10 protein-coding genes are annotated in these 16,824 nt (G+C 73.4%); 2 read left to right on the top strand and 8 right to left on the bottom strand.

All coding sequences use genetic code 11. The features are described 5' to 3' along the window. The first annotated feature begins 10 nt into the window (after positions 1-10). Positions 11-937: a hydroxypyruvate isomerase family protein gene (locus rosag_RS02225; protein WP_284348382.1), complete on the top strand. Its 927-nt coding sequence runs from the start codon at positions 11-13 to the stop codon at positions 935-937. 185 nt (positions 938-1,122) lie between these two features. Here the strand turns inward: rosag_RS02225 and rosag_RS02220 are convergent, their stop codons facing one another. From rosag_RS02220 to rosag_RS02205, 4 genes are all read right to left on the bottom strand, one after another. Continuing rightward, positions 1,123-2,325 (bottom strand): ankyrin repeat domain-containing protein, encoded by a 1,203-nt coding sequence (locus rosag_RS02220; RefSeq protein WP_284348381.1) that lies wholly within the window; start codon positions 2,323-2,325, stop codon positions 1,123-1,125. Between the two features lie 202 nt (positions 2,326-2,527). Continuing rightward, positions 2,528-3,622, bottom strand: coding sequence for an FHA domain-containing protein (locus rosag_RS02215; protein ID WP_284348380.1), 1,095 nt, complete (start codon positions 3,620-3,622; stop codon positions 2,528-2,530). Further along, positions 3,613-4,914 carry a S1 family peptidase gene (locus rosag_RS02210; RefSeq protein WP_284348379.1) on the bottom strand — a complete coding sequence of 434 codons (1,302 nt, stop codon included), beginning with the start codon at positions 4,912-4,914 and terminating at the stop codon, positions 3,613-3,615. The genes rosag_RS02215 and rosag_RS02210 overlap by 10 nt, the downstream gene beginning before the upstream one ends. A gap of 492 nt (positions 4,915-5,406) precedes the next feature. After that, the gene (locus rosag_RS02205) at positions 5,407-6,813 is read right to left on the bottom strand and encodes an MFS transporter (protein WP_284348378.1); all 1,407 of its coding nucleotides are present in this window, start codon (positions 6,811-6,813) and stop codon (positions 5,407-5,409) included. A 104-nt stretch (positions 6,814-6,917) separates the two neighbouring features. Between rosag_RS02205 and rosag_RS02200 the strand changes: the two genes are divergently transcribed. Further along, positions 6,918-8,741: an alpha-amylase family glycosyl hydrolase gene (locus rosag_RS02200; protein ID WP_284348377.1), complete on the top strand. Its 1,824-nt coding sequence runs from the start codon at positions 6,918-6,920 to the stop codon at positions 8,739-8,741. 254 nt (positions 8,742-8,995) lie between these two features. Here the strand turns inward: rosag_RS02200 and treF are convergent, their stop codons facing one another. The 4 genes from treF to ptsP all read right to left on the bottom strand — a co-directional run bounded on the left by treF (position 8,996) and on the right by ptsP (position 16,791). Next, complete coding sequence (gene treF, locus rosag_RS02195; RefSeq protein ID WP_284348376.1) at positions 8,996-10,687, bottom strand: alpha,alpha-trehalase TreF; 1,692 nt, start codon at positions 10,685-10,687, stop codon at positions 8,996-8,998. A gap of 154 nt (positions 10,688-10,841) precedes the next feature. After that, positions 10,842-12,257, bottom strand: coding sequence for an alpha-amylase family glycosyl hydrolase (locus rosag_RS02190; RefSeq protein ID WP_284348375.1), 1,416 nt, complete (start codon positions 12,255-12,257; stop codon positions 10,842-10,844). A 32-nt stretch (positions 12,258-12,289) separates the two neighbouring features. Further along, positions 12,290-14,167, bottom strand: coding sequence for a PTS sugar transporter subunit IIBC (locus tag rosag_RS02185; protein ID WP_284348374.1), 1,878 nt, complete (start codon positions 14,165-14,167; stop codon positions 12,290-12,292). Further along, positions 14,164-16,791, bottom strand: a complete 2,628-nt coding sequence (gene ptsP, locus rosag_RS02180; protein WP_284348373.1) for a phosphoenolpyruvate--protein phosphotransferase — start codon at positions 16,789-16,791, stop codon at positions 14,164-14,166. Before ptsP ends, rosag_RS02185 begins: the two co-directional genes overlap by 4 nt. Between the last annotated feature and the right edge of the window lie 33 nt (positions 16,792-16,824).

The raw sequence follows: 16,824 nt of genomic DNA, 5'->3' as shown, positions 1-16,824 counted from the left end.
AGGAGGACGCATGCATCGCAGGGAGTTCGTGAAGCTGGGCGCGGTGGGCGCGGGCGCGGCGGCTCTGGGGCTCGACGCCATGGTGGCGGATGCCGCGGTGGCGGATGCCGCGGTGGCGGATGCCGCAATCGCCGACGCCGCCGAGGCGGCGCGCGACGCGGCCGCGCGCGCGCCGTTCCGCCACTCGGTCACGCGCTGGCCGTTCGCGAAGCTGAGCGTCGACGAGCTGGCGCGCGCCGCGAAGCGCATCGGCATCCAGAGCGTGGAGCTGCTGGAGCCGTCCGAGTACGCGACCGTGAAGGCGCACGGGTTGACGTGCGCCGTCGGCTACGCACCCGCCGGGGAGGCGCGCACGCGGCTGACGAAGGGCTTCAACCGCGAGGCGCACCACGAGTGGCTGCTGCCCGGCTACGAGGAGGGCATTCGCCTCGCGGCGGCGGCGGGCGTGCCGCAGGTGATCTGCTTCTCCGGGAACCGCGAGGGCCTGAGCGACGCCGCGGGGCTCGACGCCTGCGCGAAGGGGCTGCGGGCGCTGATGCCGGCGGCGGAGCGGCACGGGGTGACGGTGATCATGGAGCTGCTGAACTCCAAGGTGGACCACGCGGACTACCAGTGCGACCGCACGCCGTGGGGCGTGGCGCTGGTGGACCGCGTGGGCTCGCCGCGCTTCAAGCTGCTCTACGACATCTACCACATGCAGATCATGGAGGGCGACGTGATCCGCACCGTCCGCCAGCACCGCGAGCACATCGCCCACTTCCACACCGCGGGTGTGCCGGGCCGCCACGAGATCGACGGCTCGCAGGAGCTGCACTATCCCGCGATCGTGCGCGCGCTGGCGGACATGGGGTTCGGCGGTTACGTGGCGCAGGAGTTCATCCCGACGCGCGACCCGCTGCCCGCGCTCGCGGAGGCGATCCGGATCTGCACGGTGTGAGGACACGCCACTGGTGCGCTCGGACCGTGTGGCCGTTGGGGGGAGATGCGGATGCTCCGGATCGAAACGGATTCTCCGGATCGCTCCCCGTGGCGCACGGAGCGTCGCCGCCACACGGAAGGACCCGTGAGATCCGCTCCATCCGGAGGATCCGCATCCCCCCAAAGGCCGGCAGGGGACCAGCGTCAGTGCGCGTCGGCGCGGAGCATCGTCGCGATCGCCGGCTGTCCCGCATGCTCGGCCCACCCCGCGGGATCGCTGTCGTGCATGCTGTCGTGGATCGTGGTGTCGGCGCCGGCGTCCAGCAGCGCGCGCACGACCTCCGCGTGCCCGTGCAGCGCCGCGAGATGCAGCGGCGTGACCTCGGCGCCCCAGTGGCTCCAGCGCGCGTCCGGATCCGCGCCGCGCGCCAGCAGCGCGCGCACGCCGGCGACGTCGCCTCGCTTGGCCAGCAGGTGGAGCGTGCCAGCCGCACGTGTGCCGTCTTCGCGCACCGCGCGCGAGACCGGGTCCCACTCTGCGAGCAGCAGCGCCGACTGGGGCGTCGTCGCATAGGCCGCGGGCGGATAGCCGTCGCCGTCGGTGCCCTGCGGGTCGGCGCCCAGCTCCAGCAGCAGCGCGACCATGCGCGGGCGGTTCATGCGCACCGCGAAGTGCAGCGGGCGCTGGTGGCCCTCGTTGCGGCTCATCGGCCGCTCGAGCTGCGACGGGTCGGCCGCGACGATGCGCCGCAGCTCGTCCTCGCGCTCCATCGCGATGGCCGAGAAGACGTGGTGGCGCGCGCCGCGCGAGACGAGGAAGTCGGCGACGGCGCGATGTGCGTCGTCGTCGCCGCCGTGCCAGCAGGTCGCCCAGCCGATGACCTCCAGCTGGTGGTCGTCGCCGTGCCCGACGACGTCGCCGCCCGCGTCGGCCAGGCGCCGCACGACGTCGAGGTGACCGGCCGCCGCGGCCCAGTGCATCGGGTACGTGTCGTCGCCGCGCTCGCGCGCGTTCGGGTCGAGGCCGCGCCGCAGCAGCACGTCCACCGCGGCGAGGTGTCCTCCGTGCGCCGCGACGTGCAGCAGCGTCATGCCGTGCTGGCCGACGCGCGCGTCCAGCCGGTCGGGGTGCGCGTCGAGCAGCGCGACCAGCGCATCCGCGTCGCCCGCCCTCGCGGCGGCGGCGAGGCGTCCGTCGACCGTCAGCGCGTCGACGTGCGCCTTGAGCGCGCGCCAGCTGCGGAAGCCGTACTGGCGTGCGAGGGCGAGCTGCGCGCGCGCCAGCGTCGCGTCGGGATCGGTGTGACGCAGCTCGTGCAAGCGGCGCTTCGCCTGCTTGCGGAGCCACTCGAGGTCGGGCGCGTCGGGCAGGGGCGCCGGCGCGGACGCGGAAGTCTCGTCGCTCATCACGCACCTCCATTCCTTCGAGAGGGCGTGCGCCCTCTCCGGCCGCCCGTCGTCCGCACGCTGGGCGAAGAATGGAAGGTGACCTGCAGGCGGGAGAGGGTGGGTTGAACCCTGCACGCGGACCGTCGGCCGCCCTCGCGGCGCGTGGCCACATCGTAGCCCGGCGCGCGGCGGGCGGCAAGGCGCCGGCGCCGCGCGTCGCCTAGCGTCCGGCCGAGTCGGCGGGCGGCGCGCTCTCGCGCTCGGGCGCCTGCTGCGCCGCCAGCTCGTCGGCGTCCTTCCGCAGCTCGCGCATCACGCTCCCGAACTCGTCGACGCTCTGTGTCGGGACCCAGGCCGCGGGCATCGGCTTCAGCACGCCCGGATACGACGGCACGTCGGAGAACGCGTCGTCGTCGCCGGCGAGCGACGCGAGCGCGCCGATCCCGATGATCACGCCGACCGCGATGCCCGCGTTGCGCCAGCGGCGCCGCGGCGCGAGCGTCGACGCGAGCGCGAGGTGCCCCGCGATCACGGCCACGACGAGCGCCGTGACCAGCACCGACGACAGCAGCTCGACGGCGGTGCGATCCGGGAAGAGGAAGGTGAGCCATCCGATGGCGATGCTCGTCGCGAGCGCGCCGAGCGCGCCGGCGGCGGCGACGCCGACGTGTCCGACGAAGCGCAGGCGGTGCACGGCCACGCGCCCGGCGAGCGCCCACGCGCCGGCCCACAGCGCGCCCATCGCCGCGAAGGCGAACGCGCCGCCGAAGGCGTCGCTCGCGCTGGCACGCGCCGAGCTGCCGAGCCACCCGTTGAAGGCGAACGCGCCCATCGCGACGACGACCAGCGCGAGGCTGCCGACGGGCGTCGTGATCCAGGCACCCAGCGCGTCGACGCCGGCGCGCGCGCGCGTCGGCGCGGGCAGGGGCGCCGGCGGCACGTCGGTCCGTGGGAGCGGCAGCGCCGCCACCGGCGCGATCGGGGACGCATCCACCAGCGCGGGCGCGACCGCCTCGTCGGCGGCGCGGAAGCGCAGCGTCGTGCGACCGACGCGCACCTCCCTGCCCGGCTCGACGACGAGCGGCTGCCCGCGCACGGTCGCGCCGTCGGCCACCACGCCGTTGACGCTGCCGAGGTCCTGCAGCACGAGCACGCCGACGGCGTCGCGCGTGAGCAGCACGTGCCGCGCGTCGACGTACGGGTCGTCGAGGATCACGTCGTTCGCGTAGCCGCGCCCCACGTGGAGCGGCAACGACCGGAGGCGGTGCCAGCTGCGCGCGCCGTCGGCGCGCTCGACCTCGAGGATCACTTCCACGAGACGCGCTCCAGGTAGCGGCGCGACACGCGCTCGACGTTCTCGAAGGTGACGCCGGTCATCGTCAGCGTCGAGACGAGCCCCGTGTCGCCGCGGCCGAGCACCGCGACCTTCAGCACGCCGTCGTAGAGCGCGCCGAGCTTGCGGTAGCGCCGCAGGCACAGCACCGCGCGCATGCGCGTCTCGGCCTGCCGCACGTTGCGGGTGCCGCACTTCCAGCTCGTGACGTGCTCCTCCTCCCCGCCCGGCGTGTCGTCGCGCCCGAAGACGGTCCCGTAGAGCGCGTAGAAGCGCACGGGGTTGAGCGTCGTCGTCGTGATCAGGTCGTGGCGGAGCGAGACGACGCCCGACGTCTGGTCGCCCGAGATGAAGACGTAGTCGTCGGTCGAGCAGCGGTGCTGCACCTGCTCGTAGGGGCGCTGCGGGCGGCGCGTGGCGTCGGCCCAGCAGCGGAAGAAGGGCGCGGGCTGCGTCACCAGCCGGTACGGCCCGAGGTCCACCGTCTTCGTGGGGCCGGCGAACATGTCGCGCAGGTACAGCTCCTGGTAGTCGCGGAGCTGGCGCCCCACGTCCGCGAGCGTGCGCGCGGGCGGCGTGGCGCCGGGCGCGAGCACGCCGCGCAGCAACGCCACCGCGCGCTCCACCGGGACGAGGAAGCTGAGCTGGTTGCCGGCCGTCGAGACGTTGACGCCGATCACGCGCCCGTCGGCCGCGATGGTGGGGCCGCCGCTCATCCCCGAGTTCAGCGAGCCGGTGAAGTGCAGCCGCGGATAGAGCGTGTGCTGCAGCAACCCGTTGTACGTCCCCTCGACGATGCTGAGCCCGAGGTCCTCGGGGTGGCCGAGCGCGTACAGCCGGTCGCCCTGCACGGCCTTCGACTCCGCGATCGGGAACCAGGCGGCCGGACGCACCGCGGCGCCGATGACCGCGAGGTCGTGCACGACGTCGACGCCCAGCACCCTCACCGGCGTCACCGTGCCGCGCGCGTCCACGATCTCGGCCCGATAGCGCTCGGGGGCCAGGATCAGGTCCGAGACGACGTGGTAGTTGGTGACCACGTGGCCGTCGGCGGTCGCGAAGAAGCCGGAGCCGATGCGTGCCTTGGCCGCCGATCCGGTCTCGATGACCTGCACCTTGATGACGCGGTCGCTGAAGCGGCGGAACACCTCCGCGGCCGCGCCCTCCTGGGCGGCGGCGACGCGCGGCGCGAGCGGCGTCAGAGCCAGTGCGGCGAGGACCGCGCAGCGCGCGAGCGCACGCGCGGCGTGAGCGAACCGTGGGAAGGGGTGCATCGAGAGACGGGAACGTCGGCGGGCCGCGCGGGGCCGCAAGCTGGGGGCGGCGTCGCCCGCGTGCAAGACGGTCCGCGGAGCGCGATGTCACACGGAGGCGGCTGCGTGTCGCGTGCTGCGTGCTGCGTGTATGGCCGCTCGGGATACCTCGGCGCGCCGGACCTGTTGGCCCCTTGGAGGGATGCGGATGCTGCGGATCGGAACGGATGAGACGGATCGCTCCTCGGAGTGCATCGGACGTCGCCCCCGCGAGGGACGATCCGAAGGATCCGTTCTCATCCGGAGCATCCGGATCCCTCCCAAAGGCGAAAGGGCCCGGGCGCGCCGGACCCTGAACGGCAGTTGACAGGATGACAGGATGACGAGGAGGCTCCGCACCGGCGCTTGGAACGTCGCGCACCGCGGAGCTTCCTCGTCATCCTGTCATCCCGTCCTGTCGTTGCCGTTCGGGCCCGGTGCGCAAACGTCGTGGACGCAGCACACAGCCGCCTCTCAGGCCTCCAGCCCGGAGCTCGGCACCGGCTGCGCCGACTGCGGCACCGTCATCCGCTCGTGCGCGTCCGCGTCGATCACCGCGCGCTCCGGCACGTGGCGGTCGCCCAGGTCCTGCACGCGCGACACCAGCGCCGCGGCCGCCAGCAGGCTCACGCCGCCCAGCATCACCACGTAGAGCGGCGCCTGCGGGTTGTTCTCGCCGAACGCCAGCCGCGTCAGCGGCCCGAAGCCGAGCGACGCGACGATCTCGGGGATGACGATGAAGAAGTTGAACACGCCCATGTAGACGCCCATCCGGTGCGCCGGCAGCGCCGTCGACAGGATCGCGTACGGCATCGACAGGATCGACGCCCACGCGATGCCCACGCCCACCATGCTGAGGAGCAGCAGGTACTGGTTGTGGATCGCGTAGACCGAGAGCAGCCCCACGCCGCCGCACACCAGCGCGCCCGCGTGCACCGCCTTGCGGCTCGTCGCCGCGGCCAGCTTCGGCAGCGCGAGCGCCACCACGAAGCAGGTGATCGAGTAGAAGGCGAACGCGAAGCCGCCCCACTCGATGCCGCGCGTGTAGAGCGCCGACTGCGGGTCCGTCGCGCCGAAGACGTGCCGCGCCGTCGCCGGCACGAAGAACAGCCACATGCAGAACAGGCCGAGCCAGGTGAACGTCTGCACGACCGCCAGCTGGCGCATCGTCGCGGGCATCTCGCGCACCGCCGCCGCCACCTCGCCGAAGAGCGCGCCCAGCCCGCCGCGCCCCTTCTTCGCGCGCTCGAACGCCGCCATGTCCTCGGGCGGGAACTCCGACGTCGTCACCACCGTCCACAGCACCGCCGCCATGAACACCACCGCGCCCGCCTGGAACGAGTACTTCACCGACAGCGGGATCCCGCTCGCCGTGTTGCCCACGACGCCCATCTGCCCCAGCACGAACGGCAGCGCGTTCGCGAGGCTGGCGCCGATGCCGATGAACAGCGACTGCATCACGAAGCCCGCGGTGCGCTGCGACACGTCCAGCTTGTCGGCGACGAACGCGCGGAACGGCTCCATCGAGATGTTGATCGACGCGTCGAGCACCCAGAGCAGCCCGGCCGCCATCCACAGCGTGCCCGAGGTGGGCATGAAGAAGAGCGCCAGCGACGCGAGGATGGCGCCGGTCAGGAAGTACGGGCGCCGCCGCCCCAGCGGGCCCCACGTGCGGTCGCTCAGCGCGCCGACGATCGGCTGCACCAGCAGCCCCGTCACCGGCGCCGCGAGCCAGAGCAGCGGCACCTCGTCGGGACGCGCACCCAGGCGCTCGTAGACCGCGGACATGTTCGCGAGCTGCAATCCCCAGCCGAATTGTATGCCGAGGAAGCCGAAGCTCATGTTGAACAGCTGCCAGAAGCTCAGTCGGGGCCGCGTCATGCGGACGATCCCTCGGCGTCGGGGTGGGGGCTGGCGACGGGGCGCTGCGGGGTCAAGTTGTGGCCCGTGCTCCACCTTGTGAAGGACTCGCCGCCCCCTCCGCCATGACGCGCGCCCTCCTGCTGGCTGCCCTGCTCGTCGCCGCCCCCGCGTGGGCCCAGGCTCCGACGGTCGAGAAGGTGGAGCCCCCCGACTGGTGGGCGAGCCACTCGATCAATCCCGTGCGGCTGCTCGTCCGCGGCCGGCAGCTCGCCGGCGCGCGCCTCGAGTGCGGACGCCTCGCGTGCGGCACGCCGACCGTGAACGCGGCCGGCACGTACCTGTTCGTCGACGTCACGGTGCCGCGCGACGCCGCGCCGGGGTCCTATCCGCTGACGCTCCGCACCGCGGCGGGCCAGGCGTCCGTGCCGTTCGCCATCGCGCCGCCGCTCGCCGCGGCCGGGCGCTTCGGCGGCTTCGGCCCGGACGACGTGCTGTACCTCCTCATGCCCGACCGCTTCGCCAACGGCGACCGCGCGAACGACGAGCCGGTGGTCTCGCGCGGGCTGCTGGACCGCGCGGAGCCGCGCCGCTGGCACGGCGGCGACCTCGCGGGCGTGCGGCAGCGCCTCCCGTACCTCAAGTCGCTCGGGATCACCACCATCTGGATGAACCCGATCTACGACAACACGAACGTGCTCGACACGAAGGAGGTCTACGACGGGAAGCCGACGACGGCCTACCACGGCTACCACGCGATCGACTACTACGCGGTGGACGAGCGCTTCGGCGACCGGGCCGAGCTGCGCCGGCTGGTGGACGCCGCCCACGCGCAGGGCATCAAGGTGGTGCTCGACATGGTCGCCAACCACACCAGCGCCTACCACCCGTGGGTGCAGGACCCGCCGACGCCGACGTGGTACAACGGCACCGCGCAGCGGCATCTCGCCAACACCTGGCAGACGTGGACGCTCGCCGACCCGTACGCGACGCCCGAGATGCGGCGGGCGACGCTCGACGGCTGGTTCATCGACATCCTGCCGGACCTGAACCAGAACGATCCCGAGGTCGCGCGCTACGTCGTCCAGAACACGCTCTGGTGGGTGGGCACGAGCGGGATCGACGGCATCCGCCAGGACACGTGGCCCTACGTGCCGCGGTCGTTCTGGCGCGACTGGATGGGCGCGATCAAGCGCGAGCACCCGATGCTGTCGGTCGTCGGCGAGGTGCTCGACGGCGATCCGACGATGATCGCCTTCTTCGAGGGCGGCCGCGTGAAGTTCGACGGGATCGACGACGGCGTGGATGCGCTGTTCGACTTCCCGCTCTTCTACCCGATCCGGAACGTGTTCGCGAAGGGCAGCTCGATCCGCGAGGTCGCGCAGATGCTCTCGCGCGACCGCCTCTACCGCGACCCGCAGTCGCTCGTCACGCTGCTCGGCCTCCACGACGTGGGGCGGTTCATGGGCGAGCCGGGCGCGACGCACGCGGGGCTCCGGCTGGCGTACACCTTCCTGCTGACCGCGCGCGGCACGCCGCTGCTCTACTACGGCGACGAGCTCGGGATGGCGGGCGGCAACGACCCGGACAACCGCCGCGACTTCCCGGGTGGCTTCGCGGGCGACGCGCGCGACGCCTTCACGGCCGCCGGCCGCACGCCCGACGAGCAGGCGACCTGGACCCACGTGCAGTCGCTGCTGCGGCTGCGCGCCGCGCGCCCCGAGCTCCGTCGCGCGCGGCCCGAGCACCTGCACGTCGGCGAGCAGACCTTCGTCTACCGCCGCGGGCGCTCGTTGATCGCGCTCAACAACGATGCGACGAGGCCGGCCGAGCTGCGCGTGCCCGCGATGGAGCTGCCAGCGGCCGCGATCGGCGGCTGCGCGGCGCCGCGACGCGACGGCGGCGAGATCGTGATCACGGTGCCGGCGCGGACGGGGTGCGTGTTCTAGAAGCTGCGCGCTGCGGATCCTGGCTCCGTGCGCCGGACCCCTGTTGCCTCTTGGAGGGATGCGGATGCTCCGGATGACGCGGATGCTGCGGATCGCTCTGCGTGGCGGCAACGCGTCGAGCGCCACATGGAGCGATCCGGATGATCCGTTCTGTCATCCGGAGCATCCGCGTCCAAACGCGTAGTTCGTGCAGGCCGGGTGCGACGTCCGTCGCCGAGGGCACGGAGCCAATGAGAGCAGCAGCCCGCAGCGCCCTACCGCGTCATCACCGCGCACGGCGCCGACACGTGCGTGCGCTGCTGGTCCGCGGGCGGTGCCGTGACGCCCGCGAGCTGCGCCGACAGCGCGAGCGCGACGCCGTTCGTCCAGCCGAAGCCGTCCTGGTTGGGATACTCGCCGCCGCCCGCGCGCCGGTTCGGATCGACGACGTCGTACTTCTCGGTCATCTTGCCGGTCGTGCGATACGTGCGGCGGTTGAGGTCCAGCCACCGCGCGCGCGCCGTGTCGGCGAGGTCCGCGCGGCCGTAGCAGCGCACGCCCTGCATCGACAGCCACTGCAGCGGGGGCCAGCCGTTGGGCGCGTCCCACTGCTGCCCCGACGCGACGAGCGTCGTCACGAAGCCGCCCGAGCGCGAGAACTCACGCTCCAGCCGCGCCGCCACCGCGCGCCCCTGCTCGGGCGTCGCGAGGCCGAAGTAGAGCGGCGCCGCGGCGGCGAGCGTCGGCCGGTCGGTCACGCGCTCGCCGGTGCGCCAGCGCACGTCGTAGAAGAAGCCCGACGCGGCATCGTACGCGGCCGCGAGCAGCGCGGTGCGCCGCGCCGCGGCCGCCGCGTCGAAGCGCGCCGCCACCGCGGCGTCGCCGGGCTGGTTGCGGACGCGCCGCAGCGCCGCGATGGTGCGCTCCTGGTGGTAGAGCAGGCTGTTGAGGTCCACCGGCGCGAGGTCGGTGGTCTCCAGCGTCCGCAGGTCCTTCGGGTCGCGCATCCACCGGCTGGAGAAGTCCCACCCGCTCTCGGCCGCCGCCCGCACGTGGCGGTAGAACGCCTCGCGCGCCGCGCCCTGGAACGCGCGGCCCAGCTCCTCGTCCTCGCGGTACGACTCGGGCCGCGGCTCGGGGATGTCGTCCCAGTAGCGGTTGAGCGTCGCGCCGTCACGCAGCCGCACCACGCGCCGGTGCGCGCCGCCCGGCGCCACGCCCGAGGCGCCCTCCATCCAGAACGCGTGCTCCGCCTCCAGCGCGTCGAGCCAGCGCAGCGCCTGCGCGCTGTCGGTGGCCGTCGCGTAGAGCCCCACCATCGCCGCGAAGAACGGCGGCTGGCTGCGGCCCAGGTAGTACGTGCGGTTGCCGTTGGGGATGTGGCCCACGGTGCGCACGAGGTGCGCGAAGTTGTCGAGCATCGAGCGCACGAGGTCCGTCCGCCCGCTCTCGACGAGGCCGAGCATCGTGAAGTACGAGTCCCAGTAGTAGACCTCGCGGAAGCGGCCGCCCGGCACCACGTACGGATGCGGCAGCGGGATCAGCGACGAGCGCGGGTCCTCGACGTCGGCCTGCCGCGTCAGCACCGGCCAGAGCGCGCGGATGTGCGCCTCCATCGTGCGCGTCGAGTCGGGGCGGAAGTCGGCGCCCACCGGATGCGGCGCCTCGAACGTGCGCCGCACGAATGCCGCGAGGTCGAAGCCCGCGGTCGCGCGCTCGGCCGCCCACCTCGCGCGGATCGCCGCCGGGTCCTCGAGCGGCCGCGCGTCGACGAACGTCTTGCCGTCGGGGAAGACGCGCGCGCGCTGCACCTCGCCGAACAGCTCCCCGAGCGCGCGCGCCGGCTCGTAGCGCCCCTCCGCCGCGCGTACCGCGGCTGGCGCGGGCGTCGGCGGCGCGGAGCGGCAGGCACCGAGCGACAGCGTGAGGAAAAGAAGTCGTGTGGAGCGCGACGCGAGACGTGGCATCGAGACAATCGTTGCGAGTGGGACACGCGCGCGATCGCCCGACCCGCGCGCTGCAACCAATCCTGTCAATCGTGTAAATCCTGTCGAATGCTCTTAGACAGGATTAGCAGGATTGACAGGATTTACAGGATTCACGGCTCCTCGCAGGGTGGGCTCAACGCACCAGCACACGGTAGCCGTGCGCCGGAATCGTGAGGCTGCCGCTCGCCGCGAGCTCCGCGCGCTTCCGGTCGAACCAGTCGGTGTACGCGCCCGGCTGCGGCAGCCCCTCGTACGTCACGTTCGCCGCCGCGTCGCCGAAGTTGACGGCCACCAGCACCGTGTTCTCGCCCTGCGTGCGCGTGAAGGCGTAGACGCGGTCGCCGCCGTTCGTCTGCAGCGCGACCTGCCGGCCGCCCCAGCCACCGTTCGCCAGCGCGGGCTGGCTGTCCTTGAGCGCCAGCATCCGCCGGTAGAAGCCCGCCAGCGACGGCCCGCTCCAGTTCACCGTGTCCTTCTCGAAGAAGCGGAGGCGCTTGTTCATGCTCACCTCCTGCCCCGTGTACACCAGCGGCATCCCGTTCTGCATCGTCGCCGCGAGCACGAACGCGGGCAGGTGGTTCGCCTTCATCCGCTCGAACTCCGTGCCCTGCCAGCTGTTCTCGTCGTGGTTGCTGGTGAAGTACATGCGCATCGCCTCGCGCGGATACGCGCTGTCCTGCTTCGCGAGGTACGCGTCCAGCGCCGACGTCGGCTTCTTCCCCTTCGCCAGCTCGTTCAGGAGGTGGTGCAGCTCCCAGCCGTACGTCATGTCGAACGCCGCGTGCGCCTTCGGCGACTCCGCCTCGGCCAGCAGGAAGACGTCCGGCTTCGCGGCCTGCAGCGCCTGGCGCGCCTCCGCCCAGAAGTCGTCCGGGACGCCGCCCGCCACGTCGCAGCGGAAGCCGTCGACCTTCATGCTGTCGATCCAGTAGCGCATGTCGGCCAGCATCGCCTGCCGCATCGCGGGTTTGGTGTAGTCCAGCTCCGCGACGTCGGTCCAGTCGGTGGGGCGGCCCTCGTTGTCGCGCGCGTTCGAGATCGTCCCGTCGGGGTTCTTCACGTACCAGTCGGGATGCTGCGTGATCCACGGATGGTCGAACGCCGTGTGGTTCGGCACCCAGTCGAGGATCACCTTGAGCCCCTGCGCGTGCGCCGCGTCCACGAGGGCGCGCATGTCCGCCGTCGTCCCGAACTCCGGGTTGATCGCGCGGTAGTCGGCGATCGAGTAGTAGCTGCCGAGCGGCCCCTTGCGGTTCTTCTTCCCGATCGGCTGCACGGGCATCAGCCACAGGATGTCGACGCCGAGCGAGTCGAGGCGCGGCAGGTGGCGCTGCAGCGCGGCGATCGTGCCCTCAGGCGTGAACTGGCGGACGTTCACCTCGTAGATCGAGGCGGTGCGCGTCCACTCGGGGTGCGCGACGCTCGTGACGGCGGGGGTGGCGCCGGGCGCCGGCGTGGCCGCGGCGCTGTCGCGCACGTCGGCGGCGGGCGGGCCGCCGCACGCCACGAGCGCGAGGGCGGCGGCGAGGGCGAGCGTCAGCGATCGCATGGACGTACCCCGAGGGGATGGGTGAGGTGGCCCTACCGGCCGTCGGTCTCCGCGAGCGCGGCCGCGTAGCGCGGCGCGTCCTCGCCGACGATCACGTGCACGACGTCGTCCGACACGCGCCACACGCCCGTCGCGCCCGCCGACTCGAGCGCGGCGTCGTTCACCGCGCCCGCGTCGCGCACCTGCACGCGCAGCCGCGTCAGCGCGACCGGCTCCACGGCGACGATGTTGCGGCGGCTGCCGAGTCCCGTCGCCAGCGCCGTGGCGCGCGCGCGATGCTCGGCCGTCACCGGGGTAATGGCCGCGGCAGGCGCGCGAGCCGGAGCCGCCGCCGGCGCGGGCGCCGCCGGTGCCGCCGGCGCAGCGGCAGCCGCCGCGGCGGCCGGGCTGCGCATGTACTCCTCCATGTCCGTCTTCAGGTTCTCGGAGCGCGTGCCGAAGATCGCCTGCACGCCGCTCCCCACGCGCATCACGCCCGCGGCGCCGAGGGCGCGCAGCGCGGCGTCGTCGGCGCGCGCGGGGTCGTTGACCTCCACGCGCAGCCGCGTGATGCAGGCGTCCAGCGCGCGGATGTTCCCGGCCCCGCCGAACGCGGCGACGAGCTGCGGCGCCATCCCGCCCGCCGCCGACGCGCCCACCGGCACCGCGCCCGGCAGCGGGTCGCGCGCACCGGGGATCCGTCCGCGCTCGCCGGCCATCGCCTCGGGCGTCACGGTGTCGCCCGGGATCCCCTCGTCGATCTCGCGCCCCGGCGTCTTGAGGTTGAGGCGCGTGATCATCACGCGGAACAGCCCGTAGTACAGCAGCGCCCACAGGGGACCCAGCCAGAGGAACCAGAGCCCGCGCGTCGAGTTCGGGAAGAGGACGATGAAGTCGATCAGCCCGTTCGAGAACGTCGTGCCGTGGCGGATCCCGAGGACCACGCAGACGAAGTACGCGACCGCGGCCAGCAGCGCGTGCACGACGTACAGCACCGGCGCCACGAACAGGAACGCGAACTCGATCGGCTCCGTGATGCCGGTGAGGAACGACGTCAGCGCGGCGGAGATCATGATGCCGCCGATGCGCTTGCGGTTCTCCGGGCGCGCCGTGTGCCACATCGCGAGCGCCGCGGCCGGGAGCCCCCACATCTTGAACAGGTAGCCGCCCGCGAGGTAGCCGGCGGTCGGGTCGCCGGCCGCGTAGCGCGGGATCTCGCCGTGGTAGATCTGCCCGGTGAGCGGGTGGACGTAGGTGCCGATCTGGTTCTGGAACGGCACGTTCCAGATGTGGTGCAGCCCGAACGGGATGAGCGAGCGCTCGACGACGCCGTAGATCGAGAACGCCGCCGCCGGGTTCCCGGTCGCCGCCCAGTGCGAGAACACGTCGATGCCGCGCCCGATGGGCGGCCACACGAGGCTCAGCACGATGCCCGTGCCGATGGCCGCGAACGCCGTCAGCAGCGGGACCGAGCGCTTGCCGGCGAAGAAGCCGAGGTACGGCGGGAGCTTCACCCGGTAGAAGCGGTTGAACAGCGCCGCCGCGATCGCGCCGATGATGATGCCGCCCAGCACGCCCGTCTCGATCGACGGCATCCCCATGATCGGCTTCGGGGTGTAGCCGACGAACGGCGCCATCACGCCCATCGTCGCGGTCATCACCGCGAAGCCCACCACCGCCGCCAGCGCCGCGACGCCGTCGTTCGCCGTGAGCCCGAGCGCGACGCCGATCGCGAAGATCAGCGCCAGGTTGCCGAACACCGCGCCGCCCGCCTGCGCCATCACGTTCGCGACCGCGGGCGAGAGGTCCTGCATGAACTTCGCGCTGCCGACGCCGAGCAGGATGCCGGCCGCGGGCAGCACGGCCACCGGCAGCATCAGCGCCTTGCCGATCTTCTGCAGGACGCCGAACGCGGACTTGAGCGGATTCATCGCGTGCCTCCCGGGTTCGTCTGCGCGTGCGACGGCGCCTGCACCTGCGCGTGCCGCTCCTCGACGATGCGGCGCACCTCGGCGCCGTCCTGCGCGCCCAGCGCCAGCCGCGCCGTCTCCTGGCACTCGGCCAGCGACAGCGTGCGCACGCGCGCCTTCACCGCCGGCACGATGGGGACGTCGGCGCTCAGCTCGTCCACGCCGAGGCCGACGAGCACCGGCACCGCGGTCAGGTCGCCGGCCAGCGCGCCGCACACGCCCACCCAGCGGCCGTGCGCGTGCGCGCCCGACACGGTGCGCTCGATCAGGTGCAGCACGGACGGATGGAGCGCGTCCACCTGCGGCGCGAGCCGTGGGTTGGTGCGGTCCATCGCCAGCGTGTACTGCGTGAGGTCGTTCGTCCCCACCGAGAAGAAGTCGGCCTCGCGCGCGAACCGCTCGGCCAGCAGCGCCGCCGCTGCCGTCTCGACCATGATGCCGACCGGGATCGCGGGCACGCCGAGCGCGGCGCGCTCGCGCTCGACCAGCTCCTTGCCGGCGCGCCACTCGGCCATGGTCGCGACCATCGGGAACATCATCGCGACGCGGCCGGCGCTGGACGCACGCAGGATCGCGCGCACCTGCGCGCGGAAGACGTCCGGACGGTTGAGCGTGAGCCGGATGCCGCGCTCGCCCAGGAACGGGTTGGCCTCGGCGCCGATCGGCATGTACGGCAGCGGCTTGTCGCCGCCGACGTCCAGCGTGCGGATCACCAGGATCCGGTCGGGGCCCAGCGCGCGCGCGATCGCCTCGTAGATGCGGGTCTGCTCGTCCTCGTCGGGCGCGGTGCGGCGCTCCATGAACACGAACTCGGTGCGCAGCAGCCCCACGCCCTCGCCGCCGACGCCCGGCACGCGCCGCGCCTCCTCCACGTCGCCGATGTTGGCGACCACCTCCACGCGGTGGGCGTCGCGCGTCGTCGCCGGCTGGCCCGCGGCCGCGAGCTCGGTCGCGCGCCGCTCCTCGTCCGCCGCGCGGCGGGCCGTGATCGCGGCCTCCTCCTCGGCGCTGGGTGCGGGCTTGAGCGTGCCGGCGTCGCCGTCGAGCACCACGCGCGTGCCGGGCGCGAGGTCCAGCACGCGCGGGTCGATCCCCGCCACCGCCGGGATGCCGAGGCCGCGCGCGAGGATCGCGACGTGGGAGGTGGCGCTCCCCATCGTCGTGCAGAAGCCACGCACGCGCGAGCGGTCCAGCGACGCCGCGTCCGACGGCGCGAGGTCCTCGGCCACCACGATCGAGCCCTCGGGCACCTCGCGCGCCGAGTCGTCGCGGCCCACCAGCAGGTGCAGCACGCGGCGCCCGACGTCGCGCATGTCGGTCGCGCGCGCGGCCAGCAGCTGGTTGCGGAGCGCCAGCAGCCGCTCCGCCTGTCCCGTGTACGCCTGCCGCCACGCGTACGCCGCCGACGCGCCGCCGCGGATGTCCGCCGCCGCGCGGTCGAGGATCTCGGGATCCTCCAGCAGCTCCTGGTGCGCGGCGAAGATCGCGGCCTTGTCGGTGTCCGCCTCCGCGGCCAGGCGCGTCTGCAGCGCCTCCAGCTGCAGGTGCGCGGAGGCGATCGCGGCATCGAGCGCGCGCCGCTCCTGGTTCGGGTCCGCGGCGCGCTCGTCCAGCACGAGATCGTCGTGCTTCAGCTGGAACACCTGCCCCACCGCCACGCCCGGCGACGCCGAGACGCCGCGCAGCACGCCGTCGGCGGCGGGCGGTCGCGCGGGAGCGACGGGCGCCGTGGCCGTCGCGGCCGTCGCGGCCGTCGCGGCCGCGGGCGCCGCCTCGTGCGGGCCCGCGAGGTCGGTCGTGAGCGTGCGCGTGAGCGCCGCGACCGCCTCCGCCGCGTCCACGCCGCGCGCCACCAGCGTCACCGAGTCGCCGCCCATCACCTCCAGCGCCATGATCGACACGACGCTGCGCACGTTCGCCTCGCGGCCGTCCTTCACCAGCCGGACGTCGGCCGTGAACTTCCGCGCCGCCGCCGCGAGCGTCGCCGCCGGCCGCGCGTGGAGCCCCGTGTCCGCGGTGATCACGATCGGGCGCGACTCGACCGTCGCGCCCTGCGACGCCGCCGCGACGGACGGGGAGCCCGCCGGCGCGTGCACGACGACCTCCATCAGCGCGTCGCGGCCCGCGGTCACGCGGCCGGCGCGCGGGCGGATGTCGGCGACGCGGTCCATGTTCGTGACGACGACCTGCGTCAGCAGGCTGCGCGCACGGCGCGCCACCAGGTCGGCGTCGAAGTCGATCAGCGCGTCGCCCGTGCGCACCACGTCGCCCGCCTTCACGCGTGGCGTGAAGCCGTCGCCCTTCAGGTCGACCGTGTCGAGCCCGATGTGGATGATGATCTCGAGCCCCGCCGCCTCCAGCGTCAGCGCGTGGCCGGCGCGGTGCACCTGCAGCACGCGCCCGTCGCACGGCGCCAGCAGGCGCGCGCTCATCGGGTCGATCGAGATGCCGTCGCCCGCCAGCTTCTGCGCGAACGCGGGATCGGGCACCTGCTCCAGCGGCACGATCACGCCGGACAGCGGCGCGACGAGCGTCAGCACGTCGCCGGCGGGGCCGCCGCCCTGCGGCGCGGAGGGTTGCGTCATGGACGTCATGGACGTGCGCTCATGGACGTGTGC

This window comes from Roseisolibacter agri, from assembly GCF_030159095.1.
Classification (GTDB): Bacteria; Gemmatimonadota; Gemmatimonadetes; order Gemmatimonadales; family Gemmatimonadaceae; genus Roseisolibacter; species Roseisolibacter agri.
The sequence above is the reverse complement of the archived record's forward strand: the minus strand, read 5'-3'. Positions and strand labels throughout refer to the sequence as shown.